The 17,571-nt window shown below is 49.4% G+C and carries 25 protein-coding genes and 1 tRNA gene; 23 read left to right on the top strand and 3 right to left on the bottom strand.

Translation table 11 applies throughout. The features are described 5' to 3' along the window. The first annotated feature begins 296 nt into the window (after positions 1–296). The 22 genes from X965_RS17350 to X965_RS17245 all read left to right on the top strand — a co-directional run bounded on the left by X965_RS17350 (position 297) and on the right by X965_RS17245 (position 15,041). Positions 297–372: transfer RNA gene (locus X965_RS17350), tRNA-Met, on the top strand. Between the two features lie 99 nt (positions 373–471). Further along, positions 472–786, top strand: a complete 315-nt coding sequence (locus X965_RS17345) for a phage holin family protein (RefSeq protein WP_311133472.1) — start codon at positions 472–474, stop codon at positions 784–786. After that, on the top strand, positions 779–1,261 hold the full coding sequence (locus tag X965_RS17340) for a TIGR02594 family protein (protein ID WP_036419254.1): 483 nt from the start codon (positions 779–781) through the stop codon (positions 1,259–1,261). Before X965_RS17345 ends, X965_RS17340 begins: the two co-directional genes overlap by 8 nt. A 1-nt stretch (position 1,262) precedes the next feature. Next, positions 1,263–1,712, top strand: a complete 450-nt coding sequence (locus tag X965_RS17335; RefSeq protein ID WP_036419252.1) for a lysis protein — start codon at positions 1,263–1,265, stop codon at positions 1,710–1,712. 400 nt (positions 1,713–2,112) lie between these two features. After that, the gene (locus X965_RS17330) at positions 2,113–2,646 is read left to right on the top strand and encodes a Rha family transcriptional regulator (protein ID WP_036419251.1); all 534 of its coding nucleotides are present in this window, start codon (positions 2,113–2,115) and stop codon (positions 2,644–2,646) included. A gap of 32 nt (positions 2,647–2,678) precedes the next feature. Beyond that, a complete protein-coding gene (locus X965_RS17325; RefSeq protein ID WP_156341077.1) occupies positions 2,679–2,861 on the top strand; it encodes a hypothetical protein in 183 nt (60 codons plus the stop codon). A gap of 169 nt (positions 2,862–3,030) precedes the next feature. Continuing rightward, positions 3,031–3,228 (top strand): hypothetical protein, encoded by a 198-nt coding sequence (locus X965_RS17320; protein WP_036419246.1) that lies wholly within the window; start codon positions 3,031–3,033, stop codon positions 3,226–3,228. Positions 3,229–3,230: 2 nt separating this feature from the next. Continuing rightward, complete coding sequence (locus X965_RS17315; RefSeq protein WP_036419243.1) at positions 3,231–3,833, top strand: hypothetical protein; 603 nt, start codon at positions 3,231–3,233, stop codon at positions 3,831–3,833. A gap of 1 nt (position 3,834) precedes the next feature. Then, positions 3,835–5,316, top strand: coding sequence for a terminase (locus tag X965_RS17310; RefSeq protein WP_036419240.1), 1,482 nt, complete (start codon positions 3,835–3,837; stop codon positions 5,314–5,316). A gap of 11 nt (positions 5,317–5,327) precedes the next feature. Next, positions 5,328–6,773 (top strand): anti-CBASS protein Acb1 family protein, encoded by a 1,446-nt coding sequence (locus X965_RS17305; protein ID WP_036419237.1) that lies wholly within the window; start codon positions 5,328–5,330, stop codon positions 6,771–6,773. Next, the gene (locus tag X965_RS17300) at positions 6,727–7,722 is read left to right on the top strand and encodes a phage minor head protein (protein WP_051997364.1); all 996 of its coding nucleotides are present in this window, start codon (positions 6,727–6,729) and stop codon (positions 7,720–7,722) included. Before X965_RS17305 ends, X965_RS17300 begins: the two co-directional genes overlap by 47 nt. A gap of 16 nt (positions 7,723–7,738) precedes the next feature. Continuing rightward, complete coding sequence (locus X965_RS17295) at positions 7,739–9,142, top strand: DUF2213 domain-containing protein (RefSeq protein ID WP_036419232.1); 1,404 nt, start codon at positions 7,739–7,741, stop codon at positions 9,140–9,142. 6 nt (positions 9,143–9,148) lie between these two features. Further along, the gene (locus X965_RS17290; protein ID WP_036419229.1) at positions 9,149–9,586 is read left to right on the top strand and encodes a hypothetical protein; all 438 of its coding nucleotides are present in this window, start codon (positions 9,149–9,151) and stop codon (positions 9,584–9,586) included. Between the two features lie 10 nt (positions 9,587–9,596). Beyond that, entirely contained in the window at positions 9,597–10,673 is a 1,077-nt protein-coding gene (locus tag X965_RS17285) for a major capsid protein (protein ID WP_036419226.1), read from the top strand. A 9-nt stretch (positions 10,674–10,682) separates the two neighbouring features. Next, on the top strand, positions 10,683–10,898 hold the full coding sequence (locus X965_RS17280; RefSeq protein WP_036419223.1) for a hypothetical protein: 216 nt from the start codon (positions 10,683–10,685) through the stop codon (positions 10,896–10,898). Beyond that, entirely contained in the window at positions 10,898–11,269 is a 372-nt protein-coding gene (locus X965_RS17275; RefSeq protein WP_036419220.1) for a hypothetical protein, read from the top strand. The genes X965_RS17280 and X965_RS17275 overlap by 1 nt, the downstream gene beginning before the upstream one ends. Then, a complete protein-coding gene (locus X965_RS17270; RefSeq protein WP_036419218.1) occupies positions 11,266–11,607 on the top strand; it encodes a hypothetical protein in 342 nt (113 codons plus the stop codon). Before X965_RS17275 ends, X965_RS17270 begins: the two co-directional genes overlap by 4 nt. 1 nt (position 11,608) lies before the next feature. After that, positions 11,609–11,977, top strand: a complete 369-nt coding sequence (locus X965_RS17265; protein ID WP_036419215.1) for a hypothetical protein — start codon at positions 11,609–11,611, stop codon at positions 11,975–11,977. Then, positions 11,974–12,342, top strand: coding sequence for a hypothetical protein (locus X965_RS17260; RefSeq protein WP_036419212.1), 369 nt, complete (start codon positions 11,974–11,976; stop codon positions 12,340–12,342). Before X965_RS17265 ends, X965_RS17260 begins: the two co-directional genes overlap by 4 nt. A 64-nt stretch (positions 12,343–12,406) precedes the next feature. Continuing rightward, positions 12,407–13,162 carry an Ig-like domain-containing protein gene (locus tag X965_RS17255; RefSeq protein ID WP_036419209.1) on the top strand — a complete coding sequence of 252 codons (756 nt, stop codon included), beginning with the start codon at positions 12,407–12,409 and terminating at the stop codon, positions 13,160–13,162. Between the two features lie 50 nt (positions 13,163–13,212). Continuing rightward, positions 13,213–13,905 (top strand): DUF6246 family protein, encoded by a 693-nt coding sequence (locus tag X965_RS17250; protein ID WP_036419206.1) that lies wholly within the window; start codon positions 13,213–13,215, stop codon positions 13,903–13,905. Between the two features lie 125 nt (positions 13,906–14,030). After that, a complete protein-coding gene (locus X965_RS17245; RefSeq protein WP_036412702.1) occupies positions 14,031–15,041 on the top strand; it encodes a P63C domain-containing protein in 1,011 nt (336 codons plus the stop codon). A gap of 391 nt (positions 15,042–15,432) precedes the next feature. Here X965_RS17245 and X965_RS17235 read toward each other — a convergent pair whose 3' ends face one another. From X965_RS17235 to X965_RS17225, 3 genes are read right to left on the bottom strand one after another with little or no spacing between them, the layout of a single operon-like run. Continuing rightward, positions 15,433–16,257, bottom strand: coding sequence for a phage antirepressor N-terminal domain-containing protein (locus X965_RS17235; RefSeq protein WP_082457294.1), 825 nt, complete (start codon positions 16,255–16,257; stop codon positions 15,433–15,435). Next, entirely contained in the window at positions 16,254–17,096 is an 843-nt protein-coding gene (locus tag X965_RS17230; RefSeq protein WP_051997362.1) for a phage regulatory protein/antirepressor Ant, read from the bottom strand. The genes X965_RS17235 and X965_RS17230 overlap by 4 nt, the downstream gene beginning before the upstream one ends. Continuing rightward, on the bottom strand, positions 17,093–17,272 hold the full coding sequence (locus tag X965_RS17225; RefSeq protein ID WP_036419203.1) for an Arc family DNA-binding protein: 180 nt from the start codon (positions 17,270–17,272) through the stop codon (positions 17,093–17,095). The genes X965_RS17230 and X965_RS17225 overlap by 4 nt, the downstream gene beginning before the upstream one ends. Positions 17,273–17,397: 125 nt before the next feature. Here X965_RS17225 and X965_RS19120 point away from each other — a divergent pair. Further along, a partial coding sequence (locus tag X965_RS19120; RefSeq protein WP_156341076.1) for an Arc family DNA-binding protein occupies positions 17,398–17,571 on the top strand: 174 nt, incomplete at its 3' end.

The raw sequence follows: 17,571 nt of genomic DNA, 5'->3' as shown, positions 1-17,571 counted from the left end.
AAGCAAAGAGCAGGTAACAGGGTAAAAGAGGCGGCTCCTGTTATCGATACCGCCTAGTTCGTCACTTCGCCGCAGGCTGGGACTCGAACCGCATCGGCTGAGAGGTCGATATAATTTGCTTAGGATTAAGGATTGCGACGGGTCACCCCATAGTTATCTTTGATAAAACAGAGCCTCACTTCGGTGGGGCTTTTTCATATCTGCAACTTGTAAGAGTTACTTACAGGTTCAACTCTCCGGAGTTTCCGGATAGTTCACATTCCAAAGGTCGCCATGTGCGGCCTTTTTTCATATACGCCCCAGTAGCTCAACGGTAGAGCGCTCGGCTCATAACCGATGGGTTGCCGGTTCGAATCCGGTCTCGGGGCACCAATACGCCGCCACAGAATCCTGAACAAACAAACGTAATCAGCGCAGAGATACTGTGCGCGGCACCCTATTATCTAACCAGCCCCAAGCTAAGGGGGAGGTATGCGTAAAATGCCCTATAAAGACCCCGGAAACTACAACTGGCTTGTGGGAATGCTCATTAGCATCATGACTCTTCTCGGCACTGCCGCAAGCTGCGCCTACAAGGTGCTTAACGGAGAAAAAATAAGCTGGGGATTTTTCTTCCTTCAGGTGATTGTCTCCATCTTTGCCGGTGCGATGGTGTATCTGGCCTCCAGTTATTACCAGTGGGTGCCTGAGCTGGCAGGCGGTATCGCTGGTCTTGCTGGCTGGTCTGGCGCTGAACTGATTAAAACCCTTGAGAAGCGACTTTTACGGAAGGTGAGTGATGACTGAGCCAAAATGGATTACTGAAGCCCGGAAAGAAATCGGCGTATCAGAACACACAGCGGCAGGTTCCGCAGCTGTAGACCAGATGTGGATTGACAGCAAACTGCGCGGACTGGTTGGCACTGCGCGCAAAGTGCCGTGGTGCGCAGGATTTGTTAATGCCTGCCTGGAACGTGCCGGTATTCGTTCGACCCGTTCTGATTCTTCCCGCTCATATCTGGCGTTTGGTGACATGCTGAAAGAGCCAGCATATGGTTGCATTGTCACATTCTCCCGTGCCGGCGGCGGTCATGTTGGCTTCGTGGTCGGTAAAACAGAATCAGGTCAACTGATGGTGCTGGGCGGTAATCAGTCAGACGCGGTAAATATCAAGGCATTCGGTACCGACCGTGTTACCGGTTACCGGTGGCCGTCAGGTGTTCCGGTGGATAATCCCCCGCTGCCGGCTGGTAACGCTGCGCTATCAGTGAAAGAGTCATGATATGGACTGGCTGACAAAAGCACTGGCTGGTATCTGTGTGGTGCTGGTCATTGGCCTGCTGCTTATCCTGCATCTGTATGGTGGTCTGAAAGATAACTATCAGCTGCTTTCCTCTCAGTTTGCTGAGCAGGTCGCCATCAACAAAGACTACAAATCCCGCATTCAGTCACTTCACGAACTGGACACCATGTACACGCAGGAGTTAACCAATGCCAAAACTGAAATTGATAGCCTGCGTGATGCTGTTAAGTCTGGCAACAAACGGGTGTACGTCCGCGCTGAATGCCCCAAGAGCGGAACCGATACCACCGAAAGCGGAAGCAATGAAGCCGCCTCACGACTTAGTGAAGCAACTGAACAAGATTATTGGCGTCTCAGAGAAATGATGGCTGAGAACGAAAAGCAGACCCTGTATCTGCAGGACTACATCAGAACGGAGTGCCTGAGATGATTTATATCGTAATTCTGGCTGCTTTCGTTGCTGGCTTCTTCGTTGGGTCATTCGCAATGAGAGCATACATAGCCGAAACAAAGAAATTTGAGCGATTGATTGATGAAATCGCAGAACGAAACGGCAACTGGCCTCGCTAAATAGCGGGGCTTTTTAATGGATTCTTCGCAAATAAGTGAGGTGGTCCATATCTGGCTGGCGGGTGAGCCGCAAGTGACCCAGCAACGTAGGTAACGTGGCGAAGGTTGCGACTCTACGCATTTCACCGGCGCATTCACCGCGCAATCAAAATACTCACAGAACCTTACAGAAAGTCGAGCCTGAGAAATCCCGTTAATGGTGTTTCTGTGGGGCGGTTATTTCTGGTGAACAGGTTCGCTTTTCTATAAGGATTTACACCATGACTACTTCAATCGTGCTACCTGAGTTTAATTTCCAGAAAATGGTAATGGCATCTGATGGGCAGGTATTCACTACCAGCAAAAAGATTGCCGATTATTTTGGTAAAACTCACAAGAACGTACTGAGAAAAATAAAGCAAACAATCAGCGATTGCCCTGATGAATTTGCTGAGCTCAATTTTGAGCCCACTGATTACATTGATAAAAATGGCGATATCCAGCCAATGTATAAGTTATCGAAAGACGGTTACATGCTTCTGGTAATGAGTTTCACCGGCAAAGCAGCGATGCTTATTAAGATAAAATTTATCCAGGCGTTCAACTGGATGACTGAGCAGATCACCAGATGGAAAGACCTGGGCGAAGAAGCGCAGCACCGGCATGCACTAAAGGCTGCTAAGTCTGAGCTGAAAGGGCGGCTGGGTAGTCAGATGATGCATAGTCGCAAGAAAGAGAAAAAGGCTCTCTCCATTGAGTATGAGCAGATCCTTGCACTGACTCAGCCGAAGTTAATTTTTACTGATGCAGAATAGACCGCTGGGCGGTCTTTTTTATGGGTGAGAAAATGAAACATTTCAAAATTGACGCCAAAGGCTGCGATGAATCCGCTGTTGTGACGGTGGAGTGCGGGAGCCTGCTGGCAGAGGCCAAACGCGTTGGTTGCGTTCGCGGAATTTCTGTTTCAGGCCGCGGTAACGTCCGGCAGATAAAAACTATCGCAAAGATATTCATGAGAGCACTTAATTAAAACCGAGCCGCCGATCTCCTCTGCCACATTAGCCACGACCTGTGCCACTCCTCACAGCGAGCGTGTGGACATCCAGAATAATCGGTAACACCGGGATAAAGACACCCTCATATGCGGCGACACCTGCCGCGGTGGAAGAAATGGTGAACATCAATCAACTGAGGCTAACATGACTGAAAAATACGAAGTCACAGCAACCAAAAAGGACGGCACTACATATCACGGATTGATGACAACGAAAGAGCCGCGTATTACTAACGGGCTGATTGGTATTGCCGGTCTGGACGGTTCATGGACATATATCGCACCGGATGAAATCAGCGACATCAGATACATTCCGGTGGTAGATGAAAAGAGCAAGGAGTAGGAATGGCTAAAAGACCAGACTGGGAGGCCATCGAGTCGGCTTACAGAGCTGGCGTGATGTCACTCCGTGAAATTGCCTCACAGCATGACATATCCGAAGGGGCGATAAGAAAGAGAGCAAAGCGTGACGATTGGTCACGTGATCTGAATGCGAAGATAAAAGCTAGGTCTGATGACATGGTACGCAAGCAGGAGGTACGCAGGCAGGTACGCAGTGAAACGGCGCTATCGGAACGCGTACTTATCGAAGCCACCGCAGAGGTAATAACCAACGTTCGCATGGAGCATCGCGGCGATATCCGGCGGGCGCGTGAATTGGCTAACGTGCTGTTTGATGAACTGAGCGCAGAGTGTGCCGATGTGGCCGCACTGGAGAAACTCGGTGAGCTGATGATTGAGCCTGATGACAACGGGCGAGACAAGCTGAATGAGCTTTACCATGCGGCAATCTCTCTGCCTGAGCGGGTCAAATCAGCCAAAGCGCTGAGCGAAACACTGAAGAACCTTATCGGTCTTGAGCGTCAGGCGTATGGGCTTGATGACATGCAGCCAAATAAAACAGCCAGCCAGCTATCCGACCTGATGGACGAACTATCGAGCAAATAACATGAAGCCAGAGCATTTAGCGTTACTGCGTAATAAGCAATGGCGTCTGAATAATCTGTACTGGATCACCGATAAAGAAGGTCGGCCAGTTCGCTTTAAAATGACGCCTGAACAAGTGGAGTATTTTGAAGGCATCCACAACCGCAATATCATTCTGAAAGCCCGTCAGCTTGGATTCACGACTGAGGTCTGCATTATCCAGCTTGATGCGGCCATATTTGAATCGGCTAAGTGTGCACTGATAGCGCATACACTACCGGATGCAAAACGCCTGTTCCGGGAGAAGATTAAGTACGCCTACGAGCGCCTGCCGGACGAAATCAAAGCGGCAAATCCTGCAAGTAATGACTCCGCCGGTGAACTGGTATTCAGCAAAGGCGGCTCAGTGACTGTGTCCGTGTCGTTTCGTGGCGGTACGCTGCGTTACCTGCACGTATCAGAGTTCGGGAAGATATGCGCCAAGCAGCCAGAGAAAGCCCGTGAGATTGTCACAGGGGCGTTTGAGGCGGTATCGACTGAATGCTTTACTACGATTGAGAGCACCGCAGAAGGCCGCGCCGGTTATTTCTTCGATTACTGCCAGTTGGCAGAAAAAGCACTGATGCAGGGTAAATCATTATCTCCGCTGGACTGGAAGTTTTTCTTCTTCTCCTGGTGGAAGAATCCGCAGTACGCAATCGACCCTGTTGAGCAGTTACCGCAGCGCCTGACTGACTATTTCGATGAGCTGTCAGGCAAGTACGGAATCACGCTCACCGACCGGCAGAAAGCATGGTACTACGCCAAAGAAAAAACACTCGGCGACGATATGAAGCGGGAATACCCGTCGATACCGTCAGAGGCATTTCAGCAGTCTGTCGATGGTGCATATTACGCCAAGCAATTCCGCTGGCTGTACGAAAATAAACTCATTGGCGAAATCCCGGATAACTCACATCTGCCGGTGCATACGTACTGGGATATCGGTGTGGGTGACTCAACGTCAATCTGGTTTGTGCGTGAAGTCGGTGAAGAATTCCACATTATTGATCACTACTCAAACAGCGGCGAAGGTCTGCGGCACTACATGAAAGTGCTGAAAGACAAAGGCTATGACTATGCCAGCCACAACGGTCCGCATGATATCGATAACCGCGAATTTGGCTCTGACGCGAAATCACGCCGGGAACTGGCGCGGGAGGGGTACGAAATTGACGGGCAAATTTATTCAATACGCTTCGAAGTAGTGCCGAAACTATCTGTTGACGAAGGCATTGAGGCAGTGCGTGAAATACTGCCGCTCTGCGTGTTCGATGAGAACAAATGTGGCGAAGGCATCACCCACCTTGAGGCGTACAGGAAAGAATGGGATGACAAACGCGGGTGCTGGAAAGATAAACCACTTCACGACTACACATCACACGATGCTGACGGATTCCGTTATTTTGCGGTCAGTCGCCGTAATAAGAAATCTCACTCCGGCATGCTGGTTCGTAAACGTTAATGAGGGCAACAATGGAAGTAAACAGAGGCAGGCTGTCATTGGCGATGAATAACGCTATCAGCGCGGTAGCAAGAGCCAGAATGACATATGCAACCGGCGGCATCGTAACCGGCAACACAAAGCGCCCGCGCATCTGGCGCGAGTTCGGTTATCCGGAAGTGCTGACGTTTAATGACTTTTACAACGCCTATGACCGTAACGCTTTGGGTGGTGCGGCAGTAGACCGGTATATCTCCGGCTGCTGGATTGATGTTCCTGAAATATTCGAAGGTGACGAAGAAGCAGACCAGGACGGTTCTACTGATTGGGATAACAAACTGAACAAGCTTCTTAAATCACACTGGGAGCAGATCAAAGAGGCAGACAAGCGCAATCTGGTTGGCCGGTATTCTGGTCTGATTATTCAGTTGCGTGATGGTCGCAAATGGGATGAACCGGTCGATAGAGCTGTGGTTTCCCGCCTGAAAAACAAGGCCATTATCCGCATGATCCCCGCATGGGAAGAGCAGCTTGATGTGAAGCGCTGGAATGAAGACCAGCTCAGTGAGGATTACGGCTATCCGGAGCTGTACTCATTCACAGAATTGCATGTCGGCAAGGAATCGGATAGCTCCCCAGGGAGGGTTATTGATATTCACCCTGATCGCGTAATCATTCTTGCTGAAGGGGCGGCGGACGGAAAATTAACATCAGGGACCCCGTTACTGCGGAAAGGCTACAACAAACTCCTTGATGCGGAAAAGGTATCAGGCGGCAGCGCTGAAGGATTCCTGAAAAACGCCAGTCGCCAGCTCAACTATGCGTTCAGTAAAGAAACCGACTTTCAGCGCCTAGCTGAAGCGCTAGGCACAAACATGGACGGCCTTGCTGATGCGCTTGATGAGCAGGTTCGCAGACTAAACGAGAGCATTGACGCATCAGTGATGATGCAGGAAGGCACGGCAAGCGTACTTTCCGTTGCACCGGCTGACCCTGAACCGACATGGCGTACCGCACTGGCTGAATTCGCTGCCTCAATCAATATGCCGGTTAAGGTATTGATTGGTCAGATTACCGGTGAACGGGCGTCAACAGAGGATATGAAAGACTGGGCGAGAACGTGCATGTCACGGCGCACAGGATTTCTGAAATCGGTGATTGAGTCCGTGGTATCACGATTCTGGACGCTTGGCGTCATCGAGCCAAGAGAGGAAATTACCGTCAGTTGGTCTGATTTACTGGCACCGAGTAAGGCTGAGAAAATCGACTCGATGAACAAAGCCGCCGATATCGCCGTTAAAACGCAACAGGCATTCGGTCATTCAGTATTCCAGGAGAACGAAATCAGGGCGCTGGGTGAATATCCAACCCTGGCAGAGTTTGAGAATACAGAGCCACCGGAAACCGGCCCTAAAGGAGATCCGTTAACTGATGATAAAGAAACAGATAACAGGGTCGCCGATAATACCGAGAAATAAGGCGGACCCGACACAGTTAGGAAAGCCAGTCAGAAAAATGTACCGCGATATCGAAAACCGGTATCACGGACTGAAAAAGGCACTCCGCCAACTGTTCGACCTGTCATTCAGCGGCAGAGAACGAAATCAGAACTCACTCTACAGCTACATCCTCGCTAAAAACGCACAGAATGAACCAGATTCGCTTATCAGGGTTAACGCCGGTGTTTATTCGTATGACATCGCTGAGCGGCCTGATGAGTACGCACGGTTCCTTGAACGGCTGCAATCTATTCTGGATGAGTATCTGCTTGAGGGCGGAAATGAAAATCTGTGGGCGTTCAGCCATGTTGCGGCAGAGTACGATCGGGGCACACTGAATGCGTATACCAATCTGTCGTTACAGTCAGAAGTGTACGCATCACAGACCACGCTCACTTACCTGATGTCGCAGCCTGCGTATCAGAACCAAATATCCGCCGCGTTTATCTCAACGTTCAGCGACTGGAAAGGCATTTCTGATGCCGCCCGCGCTGACCTGTCTAACATCATCGGCACATCGATAGCCAGAGGTGTCAACCCGAGAGAAACAGCCAGAATCGTTAGTCAGCGGCTGGATGTCTCAATGAGCAACGCAAAGCGCATAGCTCAGACGGAACAGGTAGGTGCGTTACGCCGTGCAAACTGGAACGAAACCACATGGGCGAGTGAGCGGCTCGGGTTACGTACCGGTCTGTTGTGGTTATCTGCACTGAAACCGACTACGCGCAGTTGGCATGCGGCGCGACACGGCAAGGTATTCACTGTCGAAGAAGTCGAAGCGTTCTATGCCGACGGCGGAAACCGGTTTAACTGCTACTGCGCGACACAGCCGGTATTACTGAATGACGACGGGACGATTTACAACAAAGGTATTACTGACCGGCTGACAGCAGAGCGGAAAGCCTGGTCAACAGACGAAGATTCATAACCAAAGAGGCCACCACATGAAGCTTTCGGGTATTCATGTTAAATCGCTGGCTATCAACTCCTCCAATATCTCAACTGAAACTATCGACGGTGACGAGCATATCGTCATTCGCGGCGTTGTGCCTGTCGTTGATGACGTTGTGATGAACGGGGGGCTATATCCGGCCAGCGAAATTAACAAAAGCTTTCAGTCGATGGAGGGGCGGCAGTGCCCGTACGGACATCCCAAAATCGGCACAGATTACGTATCGGCTGACACGCCGAGAGCAGTAAACCAATTTCACATCGGCGCATGGGCTGAGAATGTCCGCAAAGATGGCGAAAAGGTCATCATGGATGTGAAGGTCAACCGCCGTTTCGCGGATGCCACCGAAAAAGGCAAAGAATTCCTTGCCCGCGTGGATGACATCATTGCCGGTAACAGCACGGACCCGATCCACGTTTCCACCGGACTGCTACTACAGCGCGAGCAGAACAAAGGCAAGTCGAAGGGTAAGCCGTATACATGGATAGCCCGAAACATGCACTTTGACCATATCGCCATTCTTCCGGCGAGTGAGCCTGGCGCTGCCACACCTGATGACGGTGTCGGGATGTTCGTTAACGCTGACGGGCAGAAATGCGGTATCGAAAATGTCAACCTGGTTGATGCAGCAAACTGTACGAAAGCGGACATTATCAGCCAGGTAAAATTCTTCTTCACCAACGGCTCAAATTTCTCTTTCGAGGATATCCACAAAGCACTGCGAGATGCCATGAGAGAGCAATCATCAGGTGACGACTGGCCTTATCCGGAAACAGTTTGGCCTGACAAATTCATCTACTACAAATCCGGTAAAACCTACCAGCAAAAATACCTCATTGACGACAACGGCGAAGCTGATCTTGTCGGTGAGCCCATTGAAGTTGTGCGCAAGCCAACAGAGTACGAAGTAAAAACCAATAAGGAAAACGACCCGATGAAACAACTCATCACAAATGCGCTGAAGGCAAAAGGCATCGACACAGACGGAAAATCCGATGCTGAGCTGATGGATGCGTACAACCAGATGATCGCCAATGAATCCAACGGCGAAGAAACGCCGGAAGAGAAAGCGGCGCGTGAGAAAGCGGAGAAAGAGGCCAAAGACAAGACCACTAACACAGATGATGTCACCGCAGAAGTGAATGCCGCACTCAAGCCGCTCACTGATGAAATCAGCGCACTTAAAAGCCAGTTAAACGCAAACGCTGACAAAGAAAAATCAGCCATGCGTGAAGCAGTTAAGGCCAAATTCGGCTTCACAGAAACAGCTGTGAATGCGCTGGACGGCGACCCGCTGAAAGAGCTGTATGCGCAGTGCGCACCGGTTCAGGGGCTGAATGGTTCGTTCCATTCTCAGCATAACTCTTCCACCTCAGTATCAGAAATGCCGGAGTAAAACGAAATGGCGAACAAAACAAAACGTGTGATTCATGCGGGCGGTATTTTCCCTAACCCGCTGTTAAATCGTGAAGGCGAGGCGTTAGCAGACACTAAGCCCGGCACGGTAGGCTTTTTCGATGGCGGCAAGTTCAAAGCCTCAGTAGATGGTAAAGAGTCGGCGATCCTGTACGTGGCAAACATGGATTATCTGCGCTGCAAAGGTGTAGATGACGACCTGAAGGCCGGTGATTGGGTGGTGGCAATCCAGCCATTGCAGGGATTATTCCTGAACGTCCGCGCTGCTGCCGGTACGTACAAAAAAGGCCAGCCGGTGATTGTTGCCAACGGCCAGATCACAGCGGCCACCGCTGCTGAAGGTGAAATTGTATTCGCCTATGTCGAAGAAGATTCAGCACTGACCGCTAAGGCGGGCGAGCTGGTTCGCGTTGTGTTCAAGTAAGGAGAACTGAATGTTTTATTTTTCAACTAAAAAAGCGACCGAAACCGGCAACCTTGAAGCAAATGCTGCGCAGTTTGGCGAACTGCAGATTGCCCGTGACGCATCAGCACAGGCTGTTGCTGAGTTCATTATCCGTGCCAATTCACGCGGTAACGGCGCAATCAGAGTCGATGCCGCTAACGCAGTTGATGACATCCGCCGCCTGTATAAAGCATACGACCAGACTGTTCTGTCCGAGTTTCAGCCGAATACCGAGTTTACCCTGCTGAATGACCTGATGGGGCTTTCCCGCTCAGTGCGTCTGGAAGAATCAGTGTATGAATATGCCCGCAAAGGCAGCGGTGGCGTGGCCCATACGTCAATGTCCGGCCAGATTGGTGCATTGCTGGATGCCGGTGTGTTCACCTTTGACGGTACTATGGTTCCGATTCACGATACCGGCTTTAAGTTCGGCTTCCGTGACCCGATTTTCGCGAAAGGTTCCGCGCTGGCATCTCTGTCCGATGCACAGTCTGATTCTGTTGATACTGTCCGCCGTAAATATGTTGACTTTATCTGGAACGGGTTCCGTGATTCCGAAGGTAATTTCATCAAGTTTGACGGTAAGTCATGGAAAGGTCTTCGTGCTGATGAGCGCGTAGCCCAGGTGACACTGACGGTGAACTTTGCCACTGAGCAGGACGGCAAGAAAATCCGCACCGAAATCATTAAACTGCGTGATGTGCTGAAACTGCAAAACCTGCAATACGGTGAGCAGACCTGGTATGTGTCAGGTGAAATCCTGTCGAATTGGGAAAGCGTGTATTTCGACGTTAACCAGACCCGCACCATTCTGGACGAAGTGAAGAAAATTACCGGCATCAAAGACATCAAAGAAGATTACGAGCTGAAAGGCAATGAAATGCTGATCATTCCACTGGGTGCCGGTGTTATCGCTCCGATTGTCGGTCAGGCGTTTGGTACTGTCGCAGACCCGCGCCAGTTCTATAACTCAGATTACGTATGGCGCACATGGGGCGCTGCTGGTCTGATGGTTAAACAGGACATCAGCGGTCACTTCTCAGTTGTCCACGCGAAAAGCGCATAAGGGGGATTTATGGCACTGGTAAAAGTCGTTTCAAATAACTTCTTCGCCGGTGCCGGTTTCCAGCCTGTGGAAGCCGGTAGCCAGCTGACAATGTCAGATGAAAGCGCGAAAGAATGGGAAAAGGCCGGTCTTGTTGAAATTCTCGCATCTGGTGATATTGATGTGGCATCGCCTGGTAACGATGATTCTGAACAGCCAAAGGCAAAACAGAACGGTAAAAAATAATGCAGGTAACTCTTGATGACGTAAAGCCGATGATTGCGGAACTCGGGTTTACATTGCCTGATTCTGTGCTGTCGCTGCTACTGAGTCAGGTTAATGCAAAGTCCGGATGTCTCGAAGCCAATTACGACGAAACCACGCAGAAGCTGCTGCTGATTTACACCGTTGTTCGGCTGGCATCATTGTCTGGCGCACGAAAGATATCATCACAGAGCGCTCCTAACGGGGCGTCCCGTTCCTTCGCATATGACTCTGCCGGTACTGATTATCTGTTGAACCAGATCCGCGCATGGGACAGTGCCGGGTGTCTTTCTGATTTGCCGCTGTCGAGTAAAACGGTAGGCTTCTTTGGTGTGGTCGGGGGGTATCAATGAGTTCAGTTGCTAATTGGGCGTATACCTCATGGGCTACGTTGTGGCGGTCTGCCGGTAAAGATAAATACGGTAAGCCAACATTCTCGGAGCCGGTTCATTTCCTGTGTGGCTATGGTAGTGAGCTTAAGGGCGGAAAGATTGATATCGGCTCTGAAATCACTATCAAACTGGTATTCTGGACTGAGTATGCTGATGCGAAGAAAGGTGACTTTATTGCTATCGGCAAGCACTCAGGTGATCCGGTATCTGCCGGTGCTGACGAAATCAAATTCATCAAGCGTGATGAGGACGTATTCGAGCATATAGCGGATGACTACACCCTGATAACGGCGGTGTGATATGGCAGCGAAAATCAGAGGTATCGCAGAGGTCAGCGCCAATATCAATGCACTGGTCGGCAATATCACAGGGCGCAAAGTTACACGCGCAATACAGGCAGCAATGCTGATTGGTGGCGCTCAGGCCACGCTGTTCACGCCTATCGACACATCAACACTTATCAACTCTCAGTTCCGTGAAATCACAGTGAACGGCACCCGCGTTACCGGTCGTGTCGGGTATTCTGCCAACTATGCGGTATTTGTCCACGATCCGAAAGTTAAGCAGTCATTCCGGCGTGCCACTGCGCGAAAAGAGTTCCTCACGCTGGGATTTGAAGAGAGTCGCGATGAGATTGAAGCGGCCATGCATCAGGAGATGCGCATATGATACACGAAGCGTTTGAGCGCTATCTGAACCGCGTCGGCCTGCTGGATGATTTCACTGTTCAGTACCTGACATGGACGGAAGAGCCGGAGTCACGCACACAGCAATATGCTGTTATTCAGCCTGACGGCGGCAGCGGTAGATTTGCTGACCTTGGCGCTGACGACAATGTAATGCTGATTCTGGTATCCGCACAAAACGATCCGGAGCCGGTGTTAACCAGGGCGAAAGAAATTCTCAGTTTCGTAGCCGAGTTTCCTGATGATTGTGAGCTCAACTCAGTTTACAACCTTGGTGGCATGCCTAAGCCGGTACCGACAGAAGAAGGCCGGTTCATCATGCAGTTGTCTTTCCGCTGTACATCCTGAACTAACACATTTCAAACAGGTCGCTTATGCGGCCTTTTTTATTTGCAAATAAAGAGGTTACAACATGGCACAATGCCCTGATGATAAAGGCCTGGTGATGGGTAATGCGGGGATTCTCCGCATCGCGCCCGGTTGCCCTGGTACGGTTCCTGAACAGTCCGCGTTTCTGCGTCTCGGCGCACTGACCAGCAAAGGTCTTGATTACGGTACCGAAACGGTTACTTCCAAAGCAGACGACACGAAAGGGCTGACCGAAGCCATTGTGACCGGTCTGGATTTAACTATTAAGTTTGATGGTGAGCTGAAGCGCAAAGGGGCTGATGGCTCCACCTCTGCTTTTGATATCGCCAAAGAAATACTTGCTGAAGTCAAGGCCAGCCGTCAGCCGTCATATTGGGTGCAGCTCGACATGAAAGGCGACGGTAGTGATGTGATTCAGGGTTACATGAACTTCACATCATGGTCGATGGAATTCCCGACCAAAGAGATCGCCACGTACTCCGGTGAGCTGAAAGTAGCAGACGCTGACAGCTTTGAGTGGTTACAGGAAGAAATCGTGGTGCAGAGCATCGCCGCCAACCCTGCAACGTTGACAGTGAAAGCCGGTGAAACTGCAACATTCACGGTCGGATTTAATCCGGTTGATGCGACAAACAAAAATTACGAAGTGGTCAGCGATAAGCCTAACTTCGCTACCGTCAGTAAGCTGCTGAATGTTGTCACTGTCACCGGTGTCGCCGCCGGTACAGCGAATATCACTGTCACATCGGAAGATGGCAGCAAGACGGCGAAATGTGTCGTTACAGTCACTGCGGCCTAAATATTACAAAGGGTATCTCCGGGTGCCCTTGATAATGTTCAGGAGGATATATGACACCGCGTTTAGAATACGGCGAGATGGTGATATCCACTGCCGAAAATGATTACCTGTTCCGCCCGTCGCTGGATGCCATGACGCGAATCGGTGAGCCTAAAGAGATTGTGAGTGCGTTTACGCGATTAAATGGCGCAGAGGTACAACAAATTATTGCATCTGCTGTGGACGCTTACGGAGCGGTTCCTGAATGGCTGATTACACTATTGAATAAGCCGGTGTACGGCCGCAGCATTTTATCGACAGCAATGGACGTGATGCAGGCATGTTGTAACGATGACTGTTCTGAGGTTATCGGTGAATGGCGGGTTGGCAAATCCGGCATGGTGTACCGGCGCGGCGCTATGCATTATCGCGATATCATCCTGCTGGCGCGCGAGCTAATGACCCACGGCATTATCGGTAAAGCTAAGGTGCGCAAACTCCAGCGCAACGAAGGTAAAGACGAATACTCCGACGAGTTCCTCGCCGTCGATTACATCAGTGCCGCCCGTGTGCATTTCAACATCACCCGTAGCGAAGCGGAAAAACTCACAATGACCGAGTTCGTGATGATGCTGAAAGTGAAATATCCGGATGAGAAAGGCTTCACGAAAGATGAGTATGAGGCTATCACCAAGGCCGATGATGCCCGTAACGATGACTTGATTAAGGGCAAGCGCCGGTTGGTGAGCAGGAAGACGGCGTGATGAAGCCCCGGAAGGGGCTTATTTTTTGTCTTTATTTGGTGCTCACAACGTACATGAATAAACATTGCACGTTATAACGTACATGTGATAGTGTTGCACGTAAACTCACAACACGAGAATGCGTTATGACTGATAGCAAAAAAGAAAAGGTTACAGGGAAGGCCGCTGGCGGCAAGGCTAGAGCGGCAAAAATGACAGCGGCAGAAAGAAAAGAGTCGGCAAAAAAAGCAGCTGAAATGAAAAAACACTACGCCTCCTTGCCTGTGGCGGCGTATGGAGATAGTGGCGCATCATTAAAGATAGGTGACATAGAGATACCATGTTACGTGCTAGATGATGGCAGGCGAGTTTTATCTCAGGGGGGGTTACAGGCTGGGATAGGAATGTCAAAAAGCGGCGGTGTGCGCGGCGAGCAGCGAATTGTTACTTTTATAAAGAATTTAGAATCAAAAGGTATAATTACCAATGAGTTATCCGCACGCTGCACTAGCCCAATAGAGTTTAGGGTAAAGGGTGGTGGGCGCTCAATTTATGGTTTTGAAGCTGTGATATTGGCTGATATTTGTGACGCTGTATTGGAGGCGAACTCACAGGGAATACTTGCTGTGCAGCAAAAGCACTTTGCCAAGCAGTGTGAATTGTTGGTCAGGGGGTTCGCTCGTGTTGGTATTGTGGCGCTCATAGATGAAGCTACTGGTTACCAACGAGACCGAGAAAGAGATGCGTTAGCAAAAATATTAGAATCTTTTGTGGCGAAGGAATTGCAACCATGGGTGAGTACATTCCCTCCCGATTATTATGAGGGTCTATTTAAAATATATGGCCTTGAGTATCCTCCAGCTAGTGGAAACAAATCGTGGAGACCGGGCTTTATGGGGAACGTCACGAATAATGTAGTATATAGTCGCTTGGCCCCAGATCTGCTGCCAGAACTGAAGAAAACCGCATCAAGATCAGAGAAAAAGGCTAAATTGCATCAATGGTTAACAAATGATATAGGGCATCCGAAACTAAGGGAGCACTTAGCATCAATTGTTACATTGCTAAAAATATCAAAAACCCCAGAGCAATTTTACGATTTAGTCGACCAGGTTCACCCAAAATTAATAATGGATGAATCTGAGCAACAACCATGATTCTTGAAATAACCCGCTCCGGCGGGTTTTTTGTTGGATCTGCCTTACGTCCGATACTATCCCGCCAGAGATTATAATTTAGTACATTCGGTTAAAGTCATCGTCGTTTCTGTCGAGAAAGCAGTCTGTGCGTTCAGATTGGTTTTTTATCCGGTTGCATTTTCTGGAGACATTAGCGCTCTTATCATGCATGGCTCTGACTTCTGCCTTTTCTGCCGGAGTTAATTCCCAATAATTTTTCCCCTGGCATCCGGTGAGAAGCAAGGGTGTCAGTAGTAATAGAGTGTATTTCATGTTCCTGCTTTGCTTAAAGTATTCGAGTGGTGGATTTTAATCTAAAAAAAGAAATTTACATAATGAATAAGTAAGGCCATCCTTGGCCTTTGGTTATTTAGTTTAGCAATTTAACTTCTGATTTGATCTGCATGTGAGACAAACTACTGAATGTAGCTCCGCTCATGTCAGCAAGGCGCCCTGATATCTCAGCCTCAACAGTGGGATTAAGTTTGAATACAGCAGGGGCGACAATGTTATTCCATACCTCACGTATCTTTTTAACGTGGTGGTAGGCAGTGGTCAGATTACGCAGCAATAAATGCTCATCCAGCCTGCTTTTTGATTCGGCTTTCTCCTGCTTCGGAATGTACTCGCCTTCGAGCGCATCCAGATACGATATCGCCAGCGGGATTTGCTCCGGCAGCAATTCGTTAATGTGCTGCACACCGAACTCAGCATGAACGTGCTTCCAGATGTCTGGGTAGATATTGCCGACACCGTGAGCAATAAGGCGCTCGGCCGTCTGGCGTAACGGGATGAGTTCTTTCGCTGTGGACTGCCGGAAGTTTGGCTTTTTCTTCACCTCGCCGGTAGTCCAGTACTCATACAGAACATCGTCGCTTCTATCTTGGTAAGCCGCAACTTTATCTCGTATCTCTGCCCTGACCTTGTTGATATTGATCGTATGAAGCCATCCTGTCAGCTTTTTAAGTGCTAAGCAGACCACGCTACGGCGCTGATTATCGCACGGAAGCTGCATTGTGATATTCACAACGCAGGTCTTAAATCGTTGTTTTATCTTTGTATATTGAGACGCCCAATCTAACCCCATCCCCTCAATGAATGGACGCATTGCAACAAATGGCTGGCCGTCATAATTCACCAGATACAAATTGTCACCGTGGAAAGGCACATTAATTGTTGAAATTGATCCGCTCATGCCGCCGCCCCCTGAGTTAACAGTTTTGCCAGTTTAGAAAGTCCTTTCGGAGTGACGCGAACCTGTGGGATAGACTTATCTTCGCCGTCCGGTTTAGTGATCACTGTTACTTTGTGCTCAATAAGCCCCTGCTGGATTTTGTCCTGATAACCAATCCACGGAGTACCGAGGCGTCGGTAAATCCATTTGCACTGGCTCATGATGTCAAAAAGAGACTTCGGCTTAACCTGCAACTGTTTAGCGGCATCGGTTACACACATTGAGCCCTGGGATTTGGCAATGCGGGTCAGGGCTTCAACGTCGGGCTTCATTTCTTCAACCTGCGATTCCAACCCTTGGTTTTCCAGCAAGAGGCGCTCTTTTTCTTCCTCTGCCTGAATGACCATCAACGCTAACTCTTTCGCACCAGGCAGGGCAGGGGCTGCGTTGCGTCTCTCTGACTCCAATTCGTACAGGCGGTCGATAACAGCGGTACGGCGCTTGATATCGTAACCAGTAATCAGGATCTCAGTGTAGCGACGGGTAATATTGTATTCCCATGCATTAGGGCTTTTATCGTCATACTGGTTGCACGTAACATGATGATTTGTAAGATAACCCAAATCTGGGTTACGGATATAATCAGCATCTTTGCCGCCAATCAGCGCAACAAGAATGGTGCGGATATCGCGGCACACGTGGTCATGTCGTTTTCCGGTGAGTTTTGCGATCTCACGGCTTGACATAGTGACATTTTGACTGGCCGTTGTTAAAGTATTCATGACGTTATTTCCTATGAATGACTTGACGTTATCAGAAGCTCCGGAGGCTGCAACCAATGGGGCTTCGTCTTTTTTCATTGAACTTCACTTGATGCATTCTCTTCTCGTAAGCATTTAGCTAAGCGCATAACAATCGCTGAATTTAAAGAAATAAAATCCAAATTGGCTTTCTTCTCCAACTCCTTTTTGATGCTATCTGGCAGACGCAGGCTAAATGGAGAGCTTTTAGTTTGAGTGTGTAATTCGTTACTCATGTAGAATCCTCATAATAGTTACTTGATTGATAGCACCAAGTTGGTGCTAGAACCAATTTACCACCATTTATGAGTATGTCAAGTTGGTGCTATTATCAATTTATTATTTTTGGGGAGGTAGGCATATGAGTAAGAAATACCCAAGCCACGAAATGGATCGGTTTAATGTTAGGCTCCCTGCTGGGATGAGAGACGATATAGCAAAGAGGGCTGAGGCTAACGGCAGGTCTATGAACTCAGAGATAGTCCAAATCCTTGAGGATGCCTTATACGACGTGAATATTGTAAACACAAATCAA

Source organism: Morganella sp. EGD-HP17, from assembly GCF_000512315.2.
Lineage (GTDB): Bacteria > Pseudomonadota > Gammaproteobacteria > Enterobacterales > Enterobacteriaceae > Morganella > Morganella morganii.
Note: the sequence above shows the minus strand (reverse complement) of the source record. Positions and strands in the feature narration are given on the sequence as shown.